The 17,285-nt window shown below is 70.6% G+C and carries 14 protein-coding genes and 3 pseudogenes; 11 read left to right on the top strand and 6 right to left on the bottom strand.

What is annotated here, in order from left to right:
• Nucleotides 1–168: 168 nt before the first annotated feature.
• A complete protein-coding gene (locus ACIBBB_RS30625; protein WP_398987711.1) occupies nucleotides 169–1,197 on the bottom strand; it encodes a LacI family DNA-binding transcriptional regulator in 1,029 nt (342 codons plus the stop codon).
• A 273-nt stretch (nucleotides 1,198–1,470) separates the two neighbouring features.
• On the opposite strand from ACIBBB_RS30625, the gene ACIBBB_RS30620 reads away from it, so the two are divergent.
• The 7 genes and pseudogenes from ACIBBB_RS30620 (at nucleotide 1,471) to ACIBBB_RS30590 (ending at nucleotide 8,782) form a co-directional block, all read left to right on the top strand.
• Nucleotides 1,471–2,835 (top strand): extracellular solute-binding protein, encoded by a 1,365-nt coding sequence (locus tag ACIBBB_RS30620; protein WP_398987709.1) that lies wholly within the window; start codon nucleotides 1,471–1,473, stop codon nucleotides 2,833–2,835.
• 118 nt (nucleotides 2,836–2,953) lie between these two features.
• On the top strand, nucleotides 2,954–4,024 hold the full coding sequence (locus tag ACIBBB_RS30615; RefSeq protein ID WP_398987707.1) for a carbohydrate ABC transporter permease: 1,071 nt from the start codon (nucleotides 2,954–2,956) through the stop codon (nucleotides 4,022–4,024).
• Between the two features lie 19 nt (nucleotides 4,025–4,043).
• On the top strand, nucleotides 4,044–4,973 hold the full coding sequence (locus ACIBBB_RS30610; RefSeq protein ID WP_398987705.1) for a carbohydrate ABC transporter permease: 930 nt from the start codon (nucleotides 4,044–4,046) through the stop codon (nucleotides 4,971–4,973).
• A gap of 167 nt (nucleotides 4,974–5,140) precedes the next feature.
• A complete protein-coding gene (locus tag ACIBBB_RS30605) occupies nucleotides 5,141–6,586 on the top strand; it encodes a GH1 family beta-glucosidase (RefSeq protein WP_398987703.1) in 1,446 nt (481 codons plus the stop codon).
• Nucleotides 6,587–6,981: 395 nt separating this feature from the next.
• A pseudogene (locus ACIBBB_RS30600) lies at nucleotides 6,982–7,232 on the top strand (DUF6193 family natural product biosynthesis protein); the annotation flags it as partial.
• 96 nt (nucleotides 7,233–7,328) lie between these two features.
• Nucleotides 7,329–8,111: pseudogene (locus ACIBBB_RS30595) on the top strand (LysR substrate-binding domain-containing protein); the annotation flags it as partial.
• Between the two features lie 8 nt (nucleotides 8,112–8,119).
• The gene (locus ACIBBB_RS30590) at nucleotides 8,120–8,782 is read left to right on the top strand and encodes an HAD-IA family hydrolase (protein WP_398987701.1); all 663 of its coding nucleotides are present in this window, start codon (nucleotides 8,120–8,122) and stop codon (nucleotides 8,780–8,782) included.
• A 16-nt stretch (nucleotides 8,783–8,798) separates the two neighbouring features.
• On the opposite strand, the gene ACIBBB_RS30585 is transcribed toward ACIBBB_RS30590, so the two are convergent.
• Nucleotides 8,799–10,469, bottom strand: a complete 1,671-nt coding sequence (locus ACIBBB_RS30585; protein ID WP_398987699.1) for an FAD-dependent oxidoreductase — start codon at nucleotides 10,467–10,469, stop codon at nucleotides 8,799–8,801.
• An 83-nt stretch (nucleotides 10,470–10,552) separates the two neighbouring features.
• On the opposite strand from ACIBBB_RS30585, the gene ACIBBB_RS30580 reads away from it, so the two are divergent.
• Nucleotides 10,553–11,143 (top strand): helix-turn-helix domain-containing protein, encoded by a 591-nt coding sequence (locus ACIBBB_RS30580; RefSeq protein ID WP_398987697.1) that lies wholly within the window; start codon nucleotides 10,553–10,555, stop codon nucleotides 11,141–11,143.
• 39 nt (nucleotides 11,144–11,182) lie between these two features.
• Here the strand turns inward: ACIBBB_RS30580 and ACIBBB_RS30575 are convergent, their stop codons facing one another.
• Nucleotides 11,183–11,839, bottom strand: a complete 657-nt coding sequence (locus ACIBBB_RS30575) for a TetR family transcriptional regulator C-terminal domain-containing protein (RefSeq protein WP_398987695.1) — start codon at nucleotides 11,837–11,839, stop codon at nucleotides 11,183–11,185.
• Between the two features lie 193 nt (nucleotides 11,840–12,032).
• On the opposite strand from ACIBBB_RS30575, the gene ACIBBB_RS30570 reads away from it, so the two are divergent.
• Complete coding sequence (locus ACIBBB_RS30570) at nucleotides 12,033–13,934, top strand: RICIN domain-containing protein (protein WP_398987693.1); 1,902 nt, start codon at nucleotides 12,033–12,035, stop codon at nucleotides 13,932–13,934.
• Between the two features lie 111 nt (nucleotides 13,935–14,045).
• Here the strand turns inward: ACIBBB_RS30570 and ACIBBB_RS30565 are convergent, their stop codons facing one another.
• The 3 genes and pseudogenes from ACIBBB_RS30565 to ACIBBB_RS30555 form a co-directional block, all read right to left on the bottom strand.
• Entirely contained in the window at nucleotides 14,046–14,342 is a 297-nt protein-coding gene (locus tag ACIBBB_RS30565; RefSeq protein ID WP_398987691.1) for a hypothetical protein, read from the bottom strand.
• On the bottom strand, nucleotides 14,339–14,521 hold the full coding sequence (locus ACIBBB_RS30560; RefSeq protein ID WP_398987768.1) for a toxin-antitoxin system HicB family antitoxin: 183 nt from the start codon (nucleotides 14,519–14,521) through the stop codon (nucleotides 14,339–14,341). Before ACIBBB_RS30560 ends, ACIBBB_RS30565 begins: the two co-directional genes overlap by 4 nt.
• A 66-nt stretch (nucleotides 14,522–14,587) precedes the next feature.
• A pseudogene (locus tag ACIBBB_RS30555) lies at nucleotides 14,588–14,767 on the bottom strand (PLP-dependent aminotransferase family protein); the annotation flags it as partial.
• A gap of 172 nt (nucleotides 14,768–14,939) precedes the next feature.
• On the opposite strand from ACIBBB_RS30555, the gene ACIBBB_RS30550 reads away from it, so the two are divergent.
• Complete coding sequence (locus ACIBBB_RS30550; RefSeq protein WP_398987688.1) at nucleotides 14,940–15,956, top strand: alpha/beta fold hydrolase; 1,017 nt, start codon at nucleotides 14,940–14,942, stop codon at nucleotides 15,954–15,956.
• 285 nt (nucleotides 15,957–16,241) lie between these two features.
• Nucleotides 16,242–17,252 carry an iron-containing redox enzyme family protein gene (locus ACIBBB_RS30545; protein WP_398987686.1) on the top strand — a complete coding sequence of 337 codons (1,011 nt, stop codon included), beginning with the start codon at nucleotides 16,242–16,244 and terminating at the stop codon, nucleotides 17,250–17,252.
• The last annotated feature ends 33 nt before the right edge of the window (nucleotides 17,253–17,285 follow it).

Here is a 17,285-nt window from a genome sequence, read left to right as displayed (position 1 = left end):
GGACGGCAGACACATGCGGTTTCGGCTCGTGGAGGGTACGGAGGGCACGGGGCGGGAACCTGTGATCTTTTACGGCTCCGAGTCCCGCCGGCCCCGGCCCGCCGGGGGCCGGTCGCGGTGATCGCTCCGCCACGGTGGCCGACCACGGGCCCGCTCGGCCTCGTCCCGTCACGCCGAGTCACGCACGACCAACGTCGTCGGAAGTACGAGCTGTTGGTGGGCGGTCGTGGGCTCCGCGATCTCCTCCAGGAGCAGCCTCGTGATCGAGCGGCCGATCGCCTCGATGGGCTGCCGCACGCTCGTCAGCGCCGGTGTCGTATGCCGGGCGATGACCGAGTCGTCGAAGCCGATCACCGCCACGTCGTCGGGCACCCGCCGCCCCCGCTCGCGCAGTTCCGTCAGCGCGCCCACCGCCATCACGTCCGACGCCGCGAAGACGGCGTCGATGCCCGGGGCGCGGTCGAGCAGGTCCCTCATCGCCGTACGCCCGCCCTCCTCGGTGAAGTCCGAGACCGCGACGTGGCGCTCGTCCACCGGCATGCCCCGCTCCGCCAGGGCCTCACGCCAGCCCCGGAGCCTGCTGTTGCCGACGTCCATGTCGAGCGGCCCGGTGATCGTCGCGATCGTCGTGCGCCCGCCGTCGATCAGATGCCGTACGGCCGTCGCGGCGCCGCCGACGTTGTCGGAGTGGACATGGCTCAGGGACTCCTCGGGCGAGCGCCGGCCCGCGAGGACCGTCGGCATCCGCATCTCTTCGAGCAGGCCCGGCAGCGGGTCGTCGTCGTGGATCGACACCAGCAGGACGCCGTCCACCCGGCGGGCCGCCGCGAAGCGTGTCAGCCGTTTGAGTTCGCGCCGGTCGCGTACCAGGATGAGGAGCAACTGCATCTCCGTGTCGGCCAGTTCCGTACTCACGCCGCGGATCACCGCGGAGAAGTACGGCTCCGCGGCCAGTCGGCTCTCCGACTCGGGGATCACCAGCGCGACGCAGTCCGTCCGGCTGGTGACCAGGCTGCGCGCGGCCGGGTTGGGTATGTAGTTCAGCTGCGAGATGGCCGTCTCGACCGCGGCGCGGGCCTTCGCGCTGACGCCGGGCGAACCGTTGACGACTCGTGAAACGGTCCCACGGCCCACCCCCGCCAGCTCGGCGACCGCTTCAAGAGTTGGCCGCTGACCTTGGTGTTTACGGCTGCTCATCGCTTCTCCTGACTTCTGCCCCCGAGGGCGGTCCGGTTCCTGCCTGCCCAGGGCACTTGGCCCGCGGCACACCGTTCCGCCCTGCTCGGTGCCGGACATCTCCGGGCAACGGAAATGTCTTCAACTCTTGACACGGTGCGACGCACTCCGCAGAGTCTTCCACAACCGACTGGGAGCGCTCCCACTCGCTCGTTCGCCGGACGACGGGCCCGCGTCCGGTGTGTTCACCGAGTCACTTTTCGGCGCGTCGCGCGCCCCGCAAGGAGGAAGCACATGGGCACCGCCCGTCATCGCTTCGGATCCGTTCTCTCCGCTCTCCCGTCCCGTGTCCCGCCCCGTTCGCCGAACCGCTTCCCCTCGCTCGCCACCGTCGCGGCGGCCGGTCTCTCCCTTGTGCTCGTGGCCGGTTGCGGAGGCGGCGGCGACACGGGCGAGGCGAAGACGAAGGACGGCAAGACCGTCATCAGCGTGGGCCTCTTCGGTGTCATGGGGTTCAAGGAGGCCGGTCTCCTCGACCGGTACATGGAAGAGAATCCCGACATCCTCATCGAGGCCGACGTGGCCGGCGACGAGCAGACGTACTACACGGCGCTCCAGACGCACCTGGCCGCGGGCAGCGGCCTCAAGGACATCCAGGGCATAGAGATAGGCCGGGCGAAGGAGTTGGTCGACACCCGGGCGGACAAGTTCGCCGACCTGTCCAAGACGCCCGGTCTCGACCACTACCTGCCGTGGAAGTCGAGCCAGGTCACCACGGAGGACGGCAAGTTGCTCGGGCTCGGCACGGACATCGGGCCGATGGCGGTCTGCTACCGCAAGGACATGTTCGAGCAGGCGGGTCTGCCGACCGAGCGTGCCGACGTCGAGAAGCTGTGGGCGGGCGACTGGTCCAAGTACGTCGACGTCGGCAGGGACTTCAAGACGGGCACCAAGAACAAGAAGCTCGCCTTCATGGACAGTTCCAGCGGACTGTTCAACGCGATGATCTACGGCGACGAGCAGCAGTTCTACGACAAGAGCGGCAAGCTCATCTATAAGGACAACCCCGTCGTCAAGGACGCCTGGGCGCTCGCGGCCGACGCGGCGGAGTCCGGACTGACCGCCAAGCTCCGGCAGTTCCAGCCGGGCTGGGACCCGGGACTGGCCAACAGCACGTTCGCCACGACCGTCTGTCCCGCCTGGATGCTCGCCCACATCAGCGAGAAGGCGGGACCGGCGAACAAGGGCAAGTGGGACGTCGCCAAGGCGCCCAAGGGCGCCAACTGGGGCGGCGCGTTCCTCGGGGTGATGGAGAACAGCCCCGTGAAGAAGGAGGCCACCGACCTCATCGCCTGGCTGACCGCGCCGGAACAGCAGGCGTACATCTTCGAGAAGCTCGGCAACTTCCCCTCCTCGAAGACCGCGCTCGACATACCGGCCGTGGCAGACGGCAAGTCCGAGTACTTCAGCGACGCGCCGATCGGCCAGATCTTCGGCGCCGCGGCGAAGGAGATCCCGGACGAGCAGGTCCTCGGGCGCAAGGACGGCACCATCAAGGACGCGTTCTCGGCGGGCCTTCAGCTGATCGAGGCCCAGGGCAAGAGCCCCGACGCGGCGTGGAAGACGACCGACGAGCGCATCGAGAAGGCCACGCGCTGACCGGAGGGGCAGTCCCGGCGGCCGGTGCCACTTGACCGGCCCGGCCGCCGGGACGCGCCCCCCCCGCATCCCCGTTCCACCGAACCGCCCCACACAGACCTCAAGGAAGGACGCCCGCGTGGCCACCTCCACCCCGGCAGCCCGCACCGACGGGCAGCCGCCCCCGCCCCCGGACGGCCCCGGGAAGGGCGGCGCCGGCCGCGACGGAGCCGCCGGCCAGTCGCGACGCAACATCCTGCACCGGCTGGACGTGCGAGCGGTGCCGTACGCCTTCATCGCCCCGTTCTTCCTGATCTTCGGGGCCTTCGGCCTCTACCCGCTGATCTACACCTTCTGGATCTCGCTGCACCGCGTCGAGCTGTCCACCATGGACATGATGGAGTGGCGAGGACTCGCCAACTTCACGGAGCTCATCGACGACGACCGGTTCTGGAACGCGCTGACCAACACCTTCACCATCGGCGTCATCTCCACCGTCCCGCAGCTCCTGATGGCGCTCGGCCTCGCGCATCTCCTCAACTACCGGCTCCGTGGATCGACGTTCTTCCGGGTCGCGGTCCTCACCCCGTACGCCACCTCGATCGCCGCCGCCGCGCTCGTCTTCACCATGCTCTTCGAGCGTGACTTCGGCATGATCAACTGGGGTCTGAGCTTCTTCGGGATCGAGAACGTCGACTGGGAGAACCAGAAGTGGCCCGCCCAGTTCGCCATCTCCGCCATCGTCATCTGGCGCTGGACCGGCTACAACGCCCTGCTCTATCTCGCGGCGATGCAGGCGATACCGAGGGATCTGTACGAGGCGGCGGCCATCGACGGCGCGTCCCGCTGGCAGCAGTTCCGCCAGGTGACCGTCCCCGGCATCAGCGCCACGATCGTCTTCACCATCGTGCTGTCCACGATCGGCGCGACCCAGCTCTTCGGCGAGCCGCTGATCTTCGGCCAGGGGCCGAACGGCATCAGCGGGGGAGCAGACAACCAGTACCAGACGCTCGGGCTGCTCCTCTACGAAGAGGGCTGGAAGAACTACCAGATGGGCCGGGCCGCGACGATCGCCTGGGCGATGTTCCTGATCCTCGTCCTGGTCTTCGTCCTCCAGCGAGTCGTCACCGGATTCAAGGCGCGCCGACCGGCACGGGCTGCCACGGCCCCGCAGAAGAAGGCCGAGTCCACGCCGTCCGCCACGTCCTGACCAGGGAGCAGCAGCCGCAATGACCATCGACACCGCACCCGTCCTGGCGGACGCACGCGAGCGGGCCTCCGAGTCCCCGCCGCCCTCCGGCCGCTTCCGGTTCCGCCGCGCGCTGCGCCCCGGCGCCGGCCGCACGCACCACGCCGGACCACTCGCCTACCTTCTGCTCGGCATCGCCGCGCTCATCTCCCTCTTCCCGCTGTACTGGACGGTGGTGGCCGCCTCCAGCGACAACACCCGTGTCGCGCAGACCCCACCGCCCTTCCTGCCGGGACCGAACCTGCTGAAGAACCTCGGGATCGCCTGGCAGGACGCGGCGATGGGCAAGGCGATGCTGAACAGCCTCATCGTCGCGGGCGCCATCGCGCTGTCCACGGTCTTCTTCGCCACCCTGGCGGGCTTCGCCTTCGCCAAGCTGCGCTTCAGGGGGCGCAACCTCCTGCTGCTGCTGGTCATCGGGACGATGCTGGTGCCGCCGCAGCTCGGAGTCGTACCGCTGTTCATGATGATGGCCGAGCTGGGCTGGGGGCAGACGCTCCCGTCGGTCATCTTCCCGACGCTGGTCAGCGCCGTCGGGGTGTTCTTCATGCGGCAGTACCTCAAGGAGGCGCTGCCCGACGAGCTCATCGAGGCGGGGCGCCTGGACGGCGCGCACTCGCTCCGTATCTTCTGGAGCATCGTGCTGCCGATCGCCCGGCCGCCCATGGCCGTCCTCTTCATGATCACGTTCGTGCACGCGTGGAACGACTTCTTCTGGCCGTTCATCGCGCTCGACATGACCAACCCCACGGTCCCCGTCGCCCTCACCCAGCTCAGCGCGGGCTATGTGCGGGACCAGTCCGTGATCATGGCGGGGGCCCTGCTGGGCACCCTGCCGCTGCTGGCGATGTTCGTCGTCTTCGGCCGCCAGATAGTCGGCGGGATCATGCAGGGAGCGGTCAAGGGCTGACCCCCGCCCGCCGCTTCCCGCTGTCCCGGCTCCCGGCTGTCCCCCCCCGGGGCCCGAGGGCGTACCCCGGGCCTCTGCCCCTGCGCCCGCGCAGCACTTCCGCGCCACAGCGCGAAGGCCCAACAACCCGCACACGGCACACAGTTCAACTCCTGAAAGGGACCCCCGTGGCCACATCCCCCTCCGTACGAGTCTTTCCGCCCGAGTTCCTCTGGGGCACCGCGACGGCCGCCTACCAGATCGAAGGCGCCGCACGGGAAGCCGGCCGCACCCCCTCCATCTGGGACGTCTACTCCCGCACCCCCGGCAAGGTCCGCAACGGCGACACCGGTGACATCGCCGCCGACCACTACAACCGCTGGCGCGAGGACACCGCCCTCATGGCCGACCTCGGCGTCGGCGCCTACCGCTTCTCCGTCTCCTGGCCGCGCGTACAGCCCACCGGCACCGGGCCCGCCTCCCAAGAGGGCCTCGACTTCTACCGTCGCCTCACCGACGACCTGCTCGCCAAGGGCATCGAACCGGTCGTCACCCTCTACCACTGGGACCTTCCGCAGCATCTGGAGGACGCGGGCGGCTGGCCCGAGCGCCGTACGGCGGAGCACTTCGCCGAGTACGCGGCCCTCGTCGCCGACGCGCTCGGCGACCGCGTCAAGACGTGGACCACCCTCAACGAACCCTGGTGCAGCGCCTTCCTGGGCTACGGCTCCGGCGTCCACGCCCCCGGCCGTACCGACCCCGTCGACGCTCTGCGCGCCGCGCACCACCTCAACCTCGGCCACGGACTCGCGGTCCAGGTCCTGCGGGACCGGCTCCCGGCGGACGCGCGGCTCTCCGTCACGCTCAACCTCCACCACGTACGGCCCCTGACCGACAGCGCGGCCGATGTGGACGCGGCCCGCCGGATCGACGGACTCGCCAACCGTGTCTTCACCGGACCGATGCTCGACGGCGCGTACCCCGAGGACGTCGTGGCCGACACCTCGCCCCTCACCGACTGGTCGTTCGTCCAGGACGGTGACACCGCGCTCATCAACCGGCCGCTGGACTTTCTCGGCGTCAACTACTACTCGCCCACGCTCGTCTCCCACCATGACGGACCGCCCGCCCACCGGTCGGACGGACACGGCGCGAGCGACCACAGCCCGTGGCCGGCCGCCGACAACGTCGCTTTCCACCAGACGCCCGGCCCCCGGACCGCCATGGGCTGGACGATCGACCCGGACGGCCTGTACGAACTGCTGATGCGGGTACGGCGGGACCATCCGGAACTGCCGGTGATGATCACCGAGAACGGCGCGGCGTTCGACGACTACGCCAACCCCGACGGCGAGGTCCACGACCCGGAGCGGATCGACTATCTGCGCGACCACCTCGCCGCCGTACACAGCGCGATCGAGTCGGGAGCCGACGTCCGGGGCTACTTCCTGTGGTCGCTGCTCGACAACTACGAGTGGGGGTACGGCTACAGCAGGCGTTTCGGCACGGTGTACGTGGACTACGCGACCCAGCGGCGGATCCCCAAGACGAGCGCCCTCTGGTACGCCAAACTCACCCGCAGCGGCAGTCTGGCCCCGGTCACCCCGCCGGACGCGGTGACCGACGGACGGTAGTACCTCCGTACGCGCTGCGATCCGGTTCATGTACCGGATCGTCATGGCCCCGGGCCACCGCCACCTGCGTCGATCAGGACTGACGCGCGAAGGAGCGAGTGCCGATGCCCAGGAAGCCCGGCCCCGTCGACGCCCTTCTCAAGGCGGGGCCGCGCCGTACGCATCTGCCGGAACCGGCGGAACGGGCGGAACGGGCGAGGCCGCGCGGCGACCACGGCTCACCCAGGCCGAGGTCGCCGCGGCGCTCGACGTGCCCCGTACGACGGTCGCGGGATGGGAGCCGGGCCGCAGCGAACCGCAGGGCGCCACGCGCGCCTGCCACCCCGGGTCGCGGTCCGGCTCCTGGCCGCGCAGGAGACCGGGGCGAACGAGGGTGACCTGCGCGCGCCCTCTTCCCGTTCACGAGCCACTGGGCACTGCGCTTCTCGACCTCCACCGGTCCGTACATGACCATGGACCCAGCCTGACCGCGCGCGGCGACGGCGCATTCGGGGTGGGCAGAGGCCTCATCACCCCGGACCTCGGCCTGTTCGCGACAGCGCACGAGGCCGTGGCGGTGGCGGTGCGCCAATTGCCGTCCGGCCTCGGCCCGATCACGCTCGGCCGGACCCGGCGGACGGCCCCCACGCACGGACCGGCAGCCTGAACCGGCCTGTCACAGCCGGGCGCGCGCGGGTGCCCACCGGGCCCCCGGTCAGGTCCCGGACCTGGGCCGGTACCGCCACCACGGCTGTCCGGCGACCGGGACCGGCAAGGCGTACGGCTCACGAGCGCGGGCGCGGTGCTGCTGCCGCACGCCCGGCGCGTACTGGCCGAATGGGACGCGGGCCTCGCCGACTTCGAGGCGGCGAAGGCCGCGCGGCGGGCCACGCCGGCCGTCGGGATGAGCACGAGTCCGGGCCGTGGCGGCATGCTGCCCGCGATCAGGTCACGCTTCACCGCCGCGCACCCGGCAGTCGCCCTGACGCTCCATCAGGTCAACTGGTCCGACACGACCGCGGGGTTGGCCGACGCAACGAGCGACGTGGCCTTCGTCTGGCTGCCCCTGCCCGACGCCGGCCGCTACCGGTGGACGGTGATGGCCGAGGAGCCCCAACTCGTGGCACTGGCCGAGACGCACCGCCTGGCGGAGCGGGAGACTGTCGACTTCGGCGACCTGATGGACGAGCCGTTCCTCGCCCTGCCGGAGAGCGCCGGGCCTCTGCGTGACCACTGGCTCGCCATCGACGCGCGCGGCGGCCGGCCGCCGGTGATCGGGGCCGAGATCGCGAGCCCCGACGAGACGTACGAGGCGCTGGTCGACGGACTCGGCGTCTGCCTCCTCGCCAGTGGGAACGCGCCTCTGGTGGCACGTCCGGGCGTCGTCACCCGCCCGGTCGCCGGCCTCCCGCCCTCCCAACTCGCCCTGGCCTGGCGGGCGGACGACAACCGCCCGCTCGTCCGCGCGTATGTGGAGGCGGCACGCTCGACGAAGCGGGCCCCTTACGGGCGGGGGACCGGCGGGGAGGGCGAGGAGTCCGGGTGAGGAAACGCATGAGGCACACCCGGGCCGGCCGGGCGGTCGTGGACCGGCCCTTCGACGCCGTGCTGTGCGACCTCGACGGCGTCATCCGCCACTACGACTACGTCGAGGTCACCCGTCTTGAGCGGGCGGCGGGCCTGCCGGAGGGCACCACGGCGTCCGTCGGATTCACCCCGGAGAACGATCTGCCGCTGCTGCTCGGGCGTATCACCCGCGAAGAGTGGGCCGATTCGATCGTCCGGGGCCTCCTGCCACGCGTGCCGCCGTACGAGGCCGAGGCCCTGGCACTCGCGTTCAGCAGGGCGGACTCCCGGACGGACGACACGGTCGTGGACCTGCTCCGGCGCGTCCGGGAGCACTGCCCGCTGGTGCTCGTCACGAACGCGACGTCCTGGCTCGACGAGGACCTGACCCGGCTCGGGCTGACCGATCTCGCCCACAGTGTCGTGAACAGCTCCCGCGTGGGCGTGGCCAAGCCGGACCGCCGTATCTACGAGATCGGCGCCGAGCGCGCCGGCGTGTCCCCGGACCGCTGCCTCTTCGTGGACGACAGGCAGGAGAACGTGGACACCGCCGTCGCGCTCGGCATGACCGGGGTGCTCCACCGCGCCGCCGCCGACCTGCGGACGGCGCTGAGCGGGCTGGGCGGACTGAACGGCACGCCCGGGGCCTGACCGCGCGCGGCGCCCCTCACACCGCGCGGCGGCGGACCTTCACGGCGTTGTCCGTACGCGTACCCGGCTGCCCGTCGGGGCGGGTCTGGATCCGCTCGTGCTCCTCGCTGAGCAGCACTTCCCATTCCCCGTCGGCCAGTTCGAGGGATGCGACGACCTCGTCCGGCGTCGGGAGACGCACGTCGATGTCCGGCTCGGGCTCCCAGGACGGCAGTCCGGCATGACCGACGACCAGGAGCACCCCGCCCGGGGTCACCGCAGAAGCCGCGGCCCGCAGGATCTTCTCGCGCGGCATGTCGTCCGGTGAGTGCAGGAACTGCGCCGAGACCAGGTCGTACGTCCCGGTGGGGAAGGACGTCCCGAAGTCGTGCCGCTGCCAGTCGATGCGCTCGGCGACGCCCGCGTCCGCCGTGGCGGCATGCCTCCGCGCCTTGGCGAGGGCGACCCCGGAGATGTCACAGGCGGTCACCTGCCACCCCCGGCCCGCCAGCCAGATCGCGTCGGCTCCCTCGCCGCAGCCCAGATCCAGTGCCCGGCCGGGCTTCAGATCGGCGGCCTCCCGGACAAGGACCGTGTTCGGGTTCCCGCTCCAGACGCGTTCGCTCTCTCCGTAACGCGAGTCCCAGAACTCCTCACTCGTACCGCCGTCGGTGCCGTTGTCCGCAGAGGTCCGACCGTGGTCCATCGATGTGTCTCCTTCGCCGAGTTGGTCCCGCACGCCCTGCCTCGCCCCTACCGCGCGCCGCGTCTCCTCGGCGATCAGGTCCGCGTTGATCGCGGCCGCCGCCCGCAGCCCCGCCGCCGCCGAGCCGATCACGTTCTCCGTCGGATCGGCGACATTGCCCGCCGCCCACACGCCGGGCACGGATGTCGCACCGGCCGGGTCGGTGGGGACCGCGCTGCCGACGACCTGACCGGCCATCTCCCGGTCGACCGCCACCACCCCCAGGTCCGCGAGGACACCCCCACGCGCGGTGAACAGCGGCGGAACCACCACCGCCCGGACCGGAATCACCCGCCCACCCGCCAGCGTGACCCCGCTGAGCCGGTCGTCCGTCACCTCCAGGGCGCTGACCTCCCCGTCCACGACGGCGATGCCACGCGCGGCGAGCCGCTCGTACTGCTCGTCGTCGAATTCGGGCGCGGTGTGCCGGAACAGCGTCACGTCATCGCTCCACTGCCGCCACATCTGGGCCTGGTGCGCGGCCAGCGGCCCGGTCGCCAGGATCCCGATGGGCGCGTCGCGTACCTCCCACCCGTGGCAGTACGGGCAGTGCAGCACATCCCGCCCCCAGCGCTCGGCGACGCCCGGGACAGGGGGCAGCTCGTCGACCAGGCCCGTCGTCACCAGCAGCCTGCTCGCCGTCACCTCGGCGACGTCCGCGCCCTCTTCGAGTACGAGACGGAACCCGTCCGCCACCGAACCCTTGACCGCCGTCACCTCGCCGGACATGAACTCGCCGCCGTAGCCCGCCACTTCCTCACGCCCCACGGCCAACAGCTCGGCCGGCGCGATGCCTTCACGCCCCAGATAGCCGTGGACATGGGACGCCGGGGCGTTGCGCGGCTCGCCGGAGTCGATCACCAGCACCGACCGGCGCGCCCGCGCGAGAGTCAGCCCCGCGCTCAGCCCGGCGGCTCCGCCACCGATCACCACGACATCGAAATCTACTTTTTGTACCTTCATGCGAAGCACCTCCATCTGCCGGAGATGGTCCGTCCATGCTTCATCGTTTGACAAACTTCCTTGCCGAGGTGGCAAATGGAGGCATGGCTGACGACGACCTCTCGACCGTTCTGAAGGGTGTGGGACCGCGTCTTCGCGCCCTGCGCCGCGATCGCGGTACGACACTGACCTCGCTGAGCGAGTCGACCGGGATCTCGGTCAGCACGCTGTCCCGGCTGGAGTCCGGCGGCCGTAAACCGACCCTGGAACTGCTCCTGCCGCTCGCCAAGGCGTACGGCGTGCAACTGGACGAGCTGGTCGACGCGCCCCCGACCGGCGACCCCCGGGTCCATCTGCGGTCCTTCTCGCGCTACGGCATGACCTTCGTGCCCCTGACCCGCCATCTCGGCGGGCTCCAGGCGTACAAACAGATCATCCCGGCGGGCCGGCCGCACACCGGCGAACTGGAGCAGCGAACGCACGAGGGCTACGAATGGCTCTACATCCTGGCCGGCCGGCTCCGGCTGCGCCTGGGCGAGCACGATCTGGTGCTGGGCGTCGGGGAGGCCGCCGAGTTCGACACCCGCACCCCGCACGGCTGGGCCAGTGCGAGTCCGGAAGGGGTCGAATTCCTCACGATTTTCGGTCGCCAGGGGGAGAAGATGCACGTACGCGCCCGGCCCGCGGAGAAGTGAACACCGCCCCGGCCGATCGACGCCCCGTCAGGCCGGCCGTCAGTCCTTCGCGGGCGCGATGGACGCCAGCAGCGACGACACCACGCGCTCCGTCGACGCGGCCATGTCCACCGACTCCGGCGACAGCAGCCACTGCACCTGGAGCCCGTCCATCACCGCGATGATCGCGTTCGCCACGTTCTCGACGTCCAGGTCCTCGCGGGCCTCGCCCACTTCGGCCGCCTCGCGCAGCGCGTCCACCACGAAGGCCCGCAGTCCGGTGTACCGGTCGCGGAAGTACTCCTGCGCGGGGTGGTTCTCGGTGACACTCTCCGCCGAGAGCACGGTGTAGAGCCGTACGATGCCCTCCCGCCCGGCATTGCGGCGCGAGGTGTCGATCAGATGGCGCAGGAAGGCGAGACCGCGCGGGCGGTCGGGGCCGAGCTGTTCTATGTCGGTCTGGTCCCGCAGTTCGAGGACGCTCGTGAGCAGCAGCTCCTTGGACCGGAAGTAGTGCAGTACCCCCGCCTGTGTGAGGCCCGCGCGATCCGCGATCTCGGCCAGTGACGCGTTGTTGTAGCCGCGCGCCGCGAACGTCTCCATGGCGATACGCAGGATCTCCTCGCGCCGCTGCCGCGCCCCGGGACTGCGGGGTGTCCGAGGCTGGGCAGGCCCGGCCGCCGCGCTGCCCCGTTCCCCCGCTCGTCTGTTGCTCACCGGGCGCAGTCTACGGCTCTCCGGATCACGCCCACGGCCGCGGCGGCCCGCATGAAACAAGTTCCGCCCGACGACTTACTAAGTACTTAGTAAGCATGCTTTCATGTCGCCGATGCGCCACCCGGCCACGGCACGGGACGCCCCGGGCCGCAGGCGATTCGTTCGACACACGAACCGGCAGGAGCCCCCACGCATGCGAAGAACCCTGCACAGAAACGTCGTTCGCAGAGCCGTCGTCGCCCTCAGTGTGCTCACTCTGGGCGGGAGCCTCGGACTGACCGCGTCCGGTACGGCGCGGGCCGCCGACCCCACCGCCCAGGTGTGGATCACCACCGCCGACGGAAGCCGCAAGCTGGCCTCGGCCGGCCAGATCACCTTCACCTCCACGCCGCAGGCCATCGACATCAACGTCAACCAGGCCCAGCGTGAACAGCAGTTCACCGGTGCCGGCGCCTCCGTCACCGGAGCGGCCGGACATCTGATCAACCAGCTTCCGGCGACGCAGAAGAACGCCCTGATGAACTCGCTCTTCTCCGCCCAGGGCGACGGCATCGGGATCAGCTATCTGCGCCAGCCGCTGGGCGCCACCGACTTCAACCAGGGCGCCGCCTACACCTACGAGGACAACCAGGGGGACTTCAACCTCGGCCGTGACCACGAGGCGATCATCCCCGTCCTCAAGCAGGCCGTCTCGATCAACCCCGGCATCCGCTTCATGGGCAGCCCCTGGTCACCGCCCGCGTGGATGAAGACCAACAACAGCCTCAACGGCGGCAGTCTGCGCACCGACCGCTACCAGCAGTACGCCGACTACCTGGTCAAGGCGGTCCAGGGATACCAGCAGCAGGGCCTGAAGCTCACCGACCTCACGGTCCAGAACGAGCCCGAGTTCGCGACGAGTTACCCCTCGATGAGCATGACCGCGTCCGAGCAGGCGGCGTTCTTCAAGGTGCTCGACCGCACGCTCACGGCGGCGAACCTGCCGACCAACCTCCTCGCGTACGACCACAACTGGGACCACCCCAACTACCCGCTCCAGGTCTTCTCCGAGACCCCGGGCATGAACCGTGTGATCGGCGCGGCGTTCCACTGCTACGGCGGCCAGCCCACCAGCCAGTCGCAGATCAGGCAGGCCGGCAAGCGGGTCTTCTTCACCGAGTGCTCGGGGACCGACAGCACCAACCCGGCCACCACCTTCGCCGACACGCTGAAGTGGCACGCCGAGAACCTCGTCGTGGCCAACATGCGCAACGGCGGTGAGACCACGATCATGTGGAACCTCGCCCTGAACCAGAACGGCGGCCCCCACCAGGGCCACTGCACCACCCGCTGCAACGGCGTGGTCGAGATCAACGGCAGCACGGTCACGCGCAACGCCGAGTACTACGTCCTCGGCCATCTCACCAAATTCGTCAAGCCCGGCGCCACGCGCATCGGCTCCACCAGCCAGGGCGCGGGCGGCGTGCAGAACGTCGTCTGGCAGAACCCGGACGGCGGCAAGGCGGCGTACGTCGTGAACGGCGCGGGCGCGGCCCGGACGTTCTCCCTCACGGACGCCGGACGCTCGGCCACGTACACGCTGCCGGCGGGCGCCGTCGCCACCCTCGTCTGGACCGGCGCCGACACCGGCAACCCGGGCGATGGTTCCATCGACCCGGCGAACTGGTACCAGGTGGTCAACAGCGGCAGCAACGCCTGTCTCGACGCGACCGGTTGGGGCACGGCGGACGGTACCGGCCTCCAGCAGTGGTCGTGCTCGGCGCCGGCCGCGAACAACCAGACCTGGCAGTTCCGGCCCACCAGCGACGGTTACTACCAGGTGGTCAACCGGCACAACGGCAAGGTGTGGGACATCGACGGGGGCGTCGGTGCCACCGCCGACGGGGCCCGCGCACATCTGTGGAGCTACACCGGCGCCACCAACCAGCAGTGGCAGCCGCAGCGGATCGGGACCACCGACCGCTACCGGTTCGCCGCGAGACACAGCAACAAGTGCCTGACCGTCAGCGGCGGTACGGCGAACGGGGCCACGCTCACCCAGCAGCCCTGCACGGAGGCGGCCAACCAGACCTTCCGGCTGGCGGCGCAGCCGTAGCCACACTCCACATCGCTGACAAGAGCCGGTGAGCCCTGGTGAAGGGCTCACCGGCTCTCGTTGTCAGTGGTGCCCCGTACTCTCTTTCGAGCAGGGAGCGGGCCGGTCGGATCAGAGATCGAGCACCGCGCGCAGAGCCTGGCTGATGCGCTCCATCACCGTCGTGTCGACGGGGCCGAGCAGCTTCGCGCCGTCGAAGCGCGTGACCCTCAACTGCTGGAGGTTGACCGCCACGGCCGTGGACGGCAGCGGGTCGTCGATCACCACGGACATCGCGGTGTCGGGGTAGCGCCCGGCGTCGTGCAGGACGACCGTGAGCACCGCTCCGTACGCTCCCTCCAGTCCGTCCAGGGAGACGATCAGGACATTGCGCCCGTCGCCGAGCGTCCAGATCTCACCACGTTTCACAGGGTGTCGCCCTCGCCGCCCAGGTCCTCGCCCAGGCCGAGGGAGGCGAGCCTGCGGGCGGAGTCGAGCACGGCCTGCCGCTGAGCGGCGCGCACGATGTAGGCGTTGAGGGACAGACCGGCCGCTGCCGCCCCCGCCTTGATCGATGCGTTGATCTCGTCCGGGATACGGAGCGTCATGGCGGTCATGCGACCGACCATAGCAACCGGCGGATGGTTGCACCATGTGGTGTCACTTTCGGTGGTGATCCGGTGGGGCGCGGTCCGTACGCCACGGGCGCGGGCGAGATATTCGGTGAGCGCGGTGCGCAGTTCGATCCGGCCCTGGGGGTCGCCCACCCCGAAGGTGTCGTTGGGCGCGTTTTTCAGCGCGCGGCGCGCCGAGGTCAGCCACGCGGACCGGGGGAACGCGGAGGCGTCCGGAGACATCGGAATGAAATGGCGTCGCGCGGGGCGACAGCGGTTCGGACCCGAAAGACACCCGGCACCGCCCGACGCGGGTCCGGCGAGTCCATTTGCCGGTCCGGCAAGTTCTCTTGGCGGTGCGGCGGCGGTCGCCGAATGATGGTGGCGGAAACGATCACTCCGAGGAGGAGCCATGCCGGACCCCGTCACGCCGCCCGCGGCAGCCACCACACCCACCCCGCCGGACGCGGAACACCGCCTGGTGGACGTCCCCGGCGGCCGTATCCATCTGGTGGAACAGGGCACCGGCCCGCTCGTCCTGATGGTCCACGGCTTCCCCGAGTCCTGGTACTCCTGGCGCCACCAGCTTCCCGCGATCGCGGCAGCGGGGTATCGCGCGGTGGCCATCGACGTACGCGGCTACGGACGCTCCTCGAAGCCGTCGGCCGTCGAGGACTACCGGATGCTCGCCCTTGTCGCCGACAACGTCGGGGTCGTCCACGCCCTCGGGGAGGAGACGGCGACGATCGTCGGCCATGACTGGGGGTCGAACATCGCCGCCGACTCGGCTCTGCTGCGCCCCGACGTCTTCACCGCCGCCGCGCTGCTCAGCGTGCCGTTCGCGCCCCGTGGCGGGCCCCGCCCGACGGAGGTGTTCGCGGGGATCGGCGGCGACGAGGAGTTCTACGTCAGCTACTTCCAGACGCCCGGCCGTGCGGAGGCGGAGATGGAGCCCGACATCCGCGGCTGGCTGGCCGGGTTCTGCACGGGGCTCTCCGGCGACACCATGCCGCCGGAGGGGGAGGGGAGCATCTACTTCGTACCGCCGGGCGGCAGACTCCGCGACCGGTTCCCCGCCGGTCCGCTCCCCGCGTGGCTCTCGGAGGCCGACCTGGACCACTACGCGGGCGAGTTCGAGCGGACCGGACCGACCGGAGCGCTCAACCGCTACCGCAATATCGACCGGGACTGGGCGGACCTGGCCGCCTGGCACGGAGCCCCCCTCACCCAGCCCTCCCTCTTCATCGGCGGCGAGCGCGACGCCTCGCTCGCGTGGATGTCGGACGCGGTCAAGGCCTACCCCGCCACCCTTCCCGGCCTGGTCTCGTCGCACATCCTCGAAGGCTGCGGGCACTGGGTGCAGCAGGAGCGCGCCGACGAGGTCAACCGTCTCCTGACCGGGTGGCTGGCAGCGCTGCCGGCGCGCTGACCCCTGCGGCGGGCGGCGAGGCCCCAGGGTGGTCCGGGCCGACGACACCGAAGATCACCCGAACGGCCGCACGCCCGCACCGCGCCGGGACCGCGGGGCGCGGGCCGCCCGGCGGAGGGAAACGGGCGGCGCCGACGGGCGGACGCGAGGCGCGGCCGGGCGTTACCCACGGTCCGGGAGCAATCACCCGGGGGCGATCCACGAAAGGGGACAGGCGGGGCAAAGCGGCGAGAATGATCGAACCGAGCACGCTGATCAGTTCGATCAGGTCAAGGAGTGAAGTCAGTGGAGAACGCCGACGTCCGGCCCACCGGGCCGGCTCTGCCGACGGGCCGTGGTGACCTCAGTTACGGAGTCGTACGCGCCCTGCGTGGCCGTCCCGGATCCGGGACCCCCCTGCCGCCGAGAGGATCGGCCGACGACGCCGCCCCGTACGGCGAGGACCTGCACCTCGCGCTCTACCTCTGCTACGAACTGCACTACCGCGGATTCTGCGGCGTCGATCCCGCCTGGGAGTGGGATCCGGCGCTGCTCGCGTTCCGCGCCGATCTCGAACGCCGCTTCCTCGACGCGCTGCGTACGGACACCAAACGCCGCACCGACATCGACGAGGCGCTCGCCGATCTCCTGGTCGAACCGCCGGACGGCGCGAGCGCGTCCCACTACCTCAGGGACGAGGGCGAGCTGTGGCATCTGCGCGAATACGCCGCCCAGCGCTCCGTCTACCACCTGAAGGAGGCCGACCCGCACGCCTGGGTGATCCCCCGGCTCCGGGGCCGGGCCAAGGCGGCGATGGCCGCGATCGAGTACGACGAATTCGGCGGGGGACGGGCGGACCGAATACATTCACGGCTCTTCGCTGGCCTCATGACGGACCTCGGTCTGGACACGACGTACGGGCGGTACGTCGACGTGGCGACGGGGGAGATGCTGGCGAGCGTCAACCTGATGTCGATGTTCGGTCTGCACCGCGCGCTCCGCGGCGCGCTGGTGGGGCACTTCGCCGCCGTCGAGGTGGCCTCGTCGCCCGCGTCGCGCCGGCTGGCGGAGGCGATGCGGCGGGCAGGGGCGGGAGAGGCCGCCGCGCACTTCTACGACGAGCATGTGGCGGGCGACGGGGCGCACGAACAGCTCGTCCGCCGCGAGGTCGTCGGCGGGCTCCTGGAGGAGGAGCCCTGGCTGGAGACGGACGTGGCCTTCGGCGCCGACGCCACGGGCGTGCTCGACGCCCGTCTCGCCGAGAAGCTTCTCTCCGCCTGGCGCGACGGCCTCTCCGCCCTGCGTACGAGCCGGTGAACAGGTCCGCGCAAGCCCCCGGCCCCGTCCCCT

It is taken from the genome of Streptomyces sp. NPDC051217, assembly GCF_044455465.1.
Lineage (GTDB): Bacteria > Actinomycetota > Actinomycetes > Streptomycetales > Streptomycetaceae > Streptomyces.
Note: the sequence above shows the minus strand (reverse complement) of the source record. Positions and strands in the feature narration are given on the sequence as shown.

Excerpts from the sequence above, each read along its gene's own strand:
- ACIBBB_RS30560 (WP_398987768.1), bottom strand. The coding sequence starts at position 14,521 with ATGACGCTCCGTATCCCGGACGAGATCAACGCATCGATCAAGGCGGGG.
- ACIBBB_RS30550 (WP_398987688.1), top strand. The coding sequence starts at position 14,940 with ATGCCGGACCCCGTCACGCCGCCCGCGGCAGCCACCACACCCACCCCG.
- ACIBBB_RS30625 (WP_398987711.1), bottom strand. The coding sequence starts at position 1,197 with ATGAGCAGCCGTAAACACCAAGGTCAGCGGCCAACTCTTGAAGCGGTC.
- ACIBBB_RS30580 (WP_398987697.1), top strand. The coding sequence starts at position 10,553 with ATGGCTGACGACGACCTCTCGACCGTTCTGAAGGGTGTGGGACCGCGT.
- ACIBBB_RS30620 (WP_398987709.1), top strand. The coding sequence starts at position 1,471 with ATGGGCACCGCCCGTCATCGCTTCGGATCCGTTCTCTCCGCTCTCCCG.
- ACIBBB_RS30610 (WP_398987705.1), top strand. The coding sequence starts at position 4,044 with ATGACCATCGACACCGCACCCGTCCTGGCGGACGCACGCGAGCGGGCC.
- ACIBBB_RS30590 (WP_398987701.1), top strand. The coding sequence starts at position 8,120 with ATGAGGCACACCCGGGCCGGCCGGGCGGTCGTGGACCGGCCCTTCGAC.
- ACIBBB_RS30585 (WP_398987699.1), bottom strand. The coding sequence starts at position 10,469 with ATGAAGGTACAAAAAGTAGATTTCGATGTCGTGGTGATCGGTGGCGGA.
- ACIBBB_RS30570 (WP_398987693.1), top strand. The coding sequence starts at position 12,033 with ATGCGAAGAACCCTGCACAGAAACGTCGTTCGCAGAGCCGTCGTCGCC.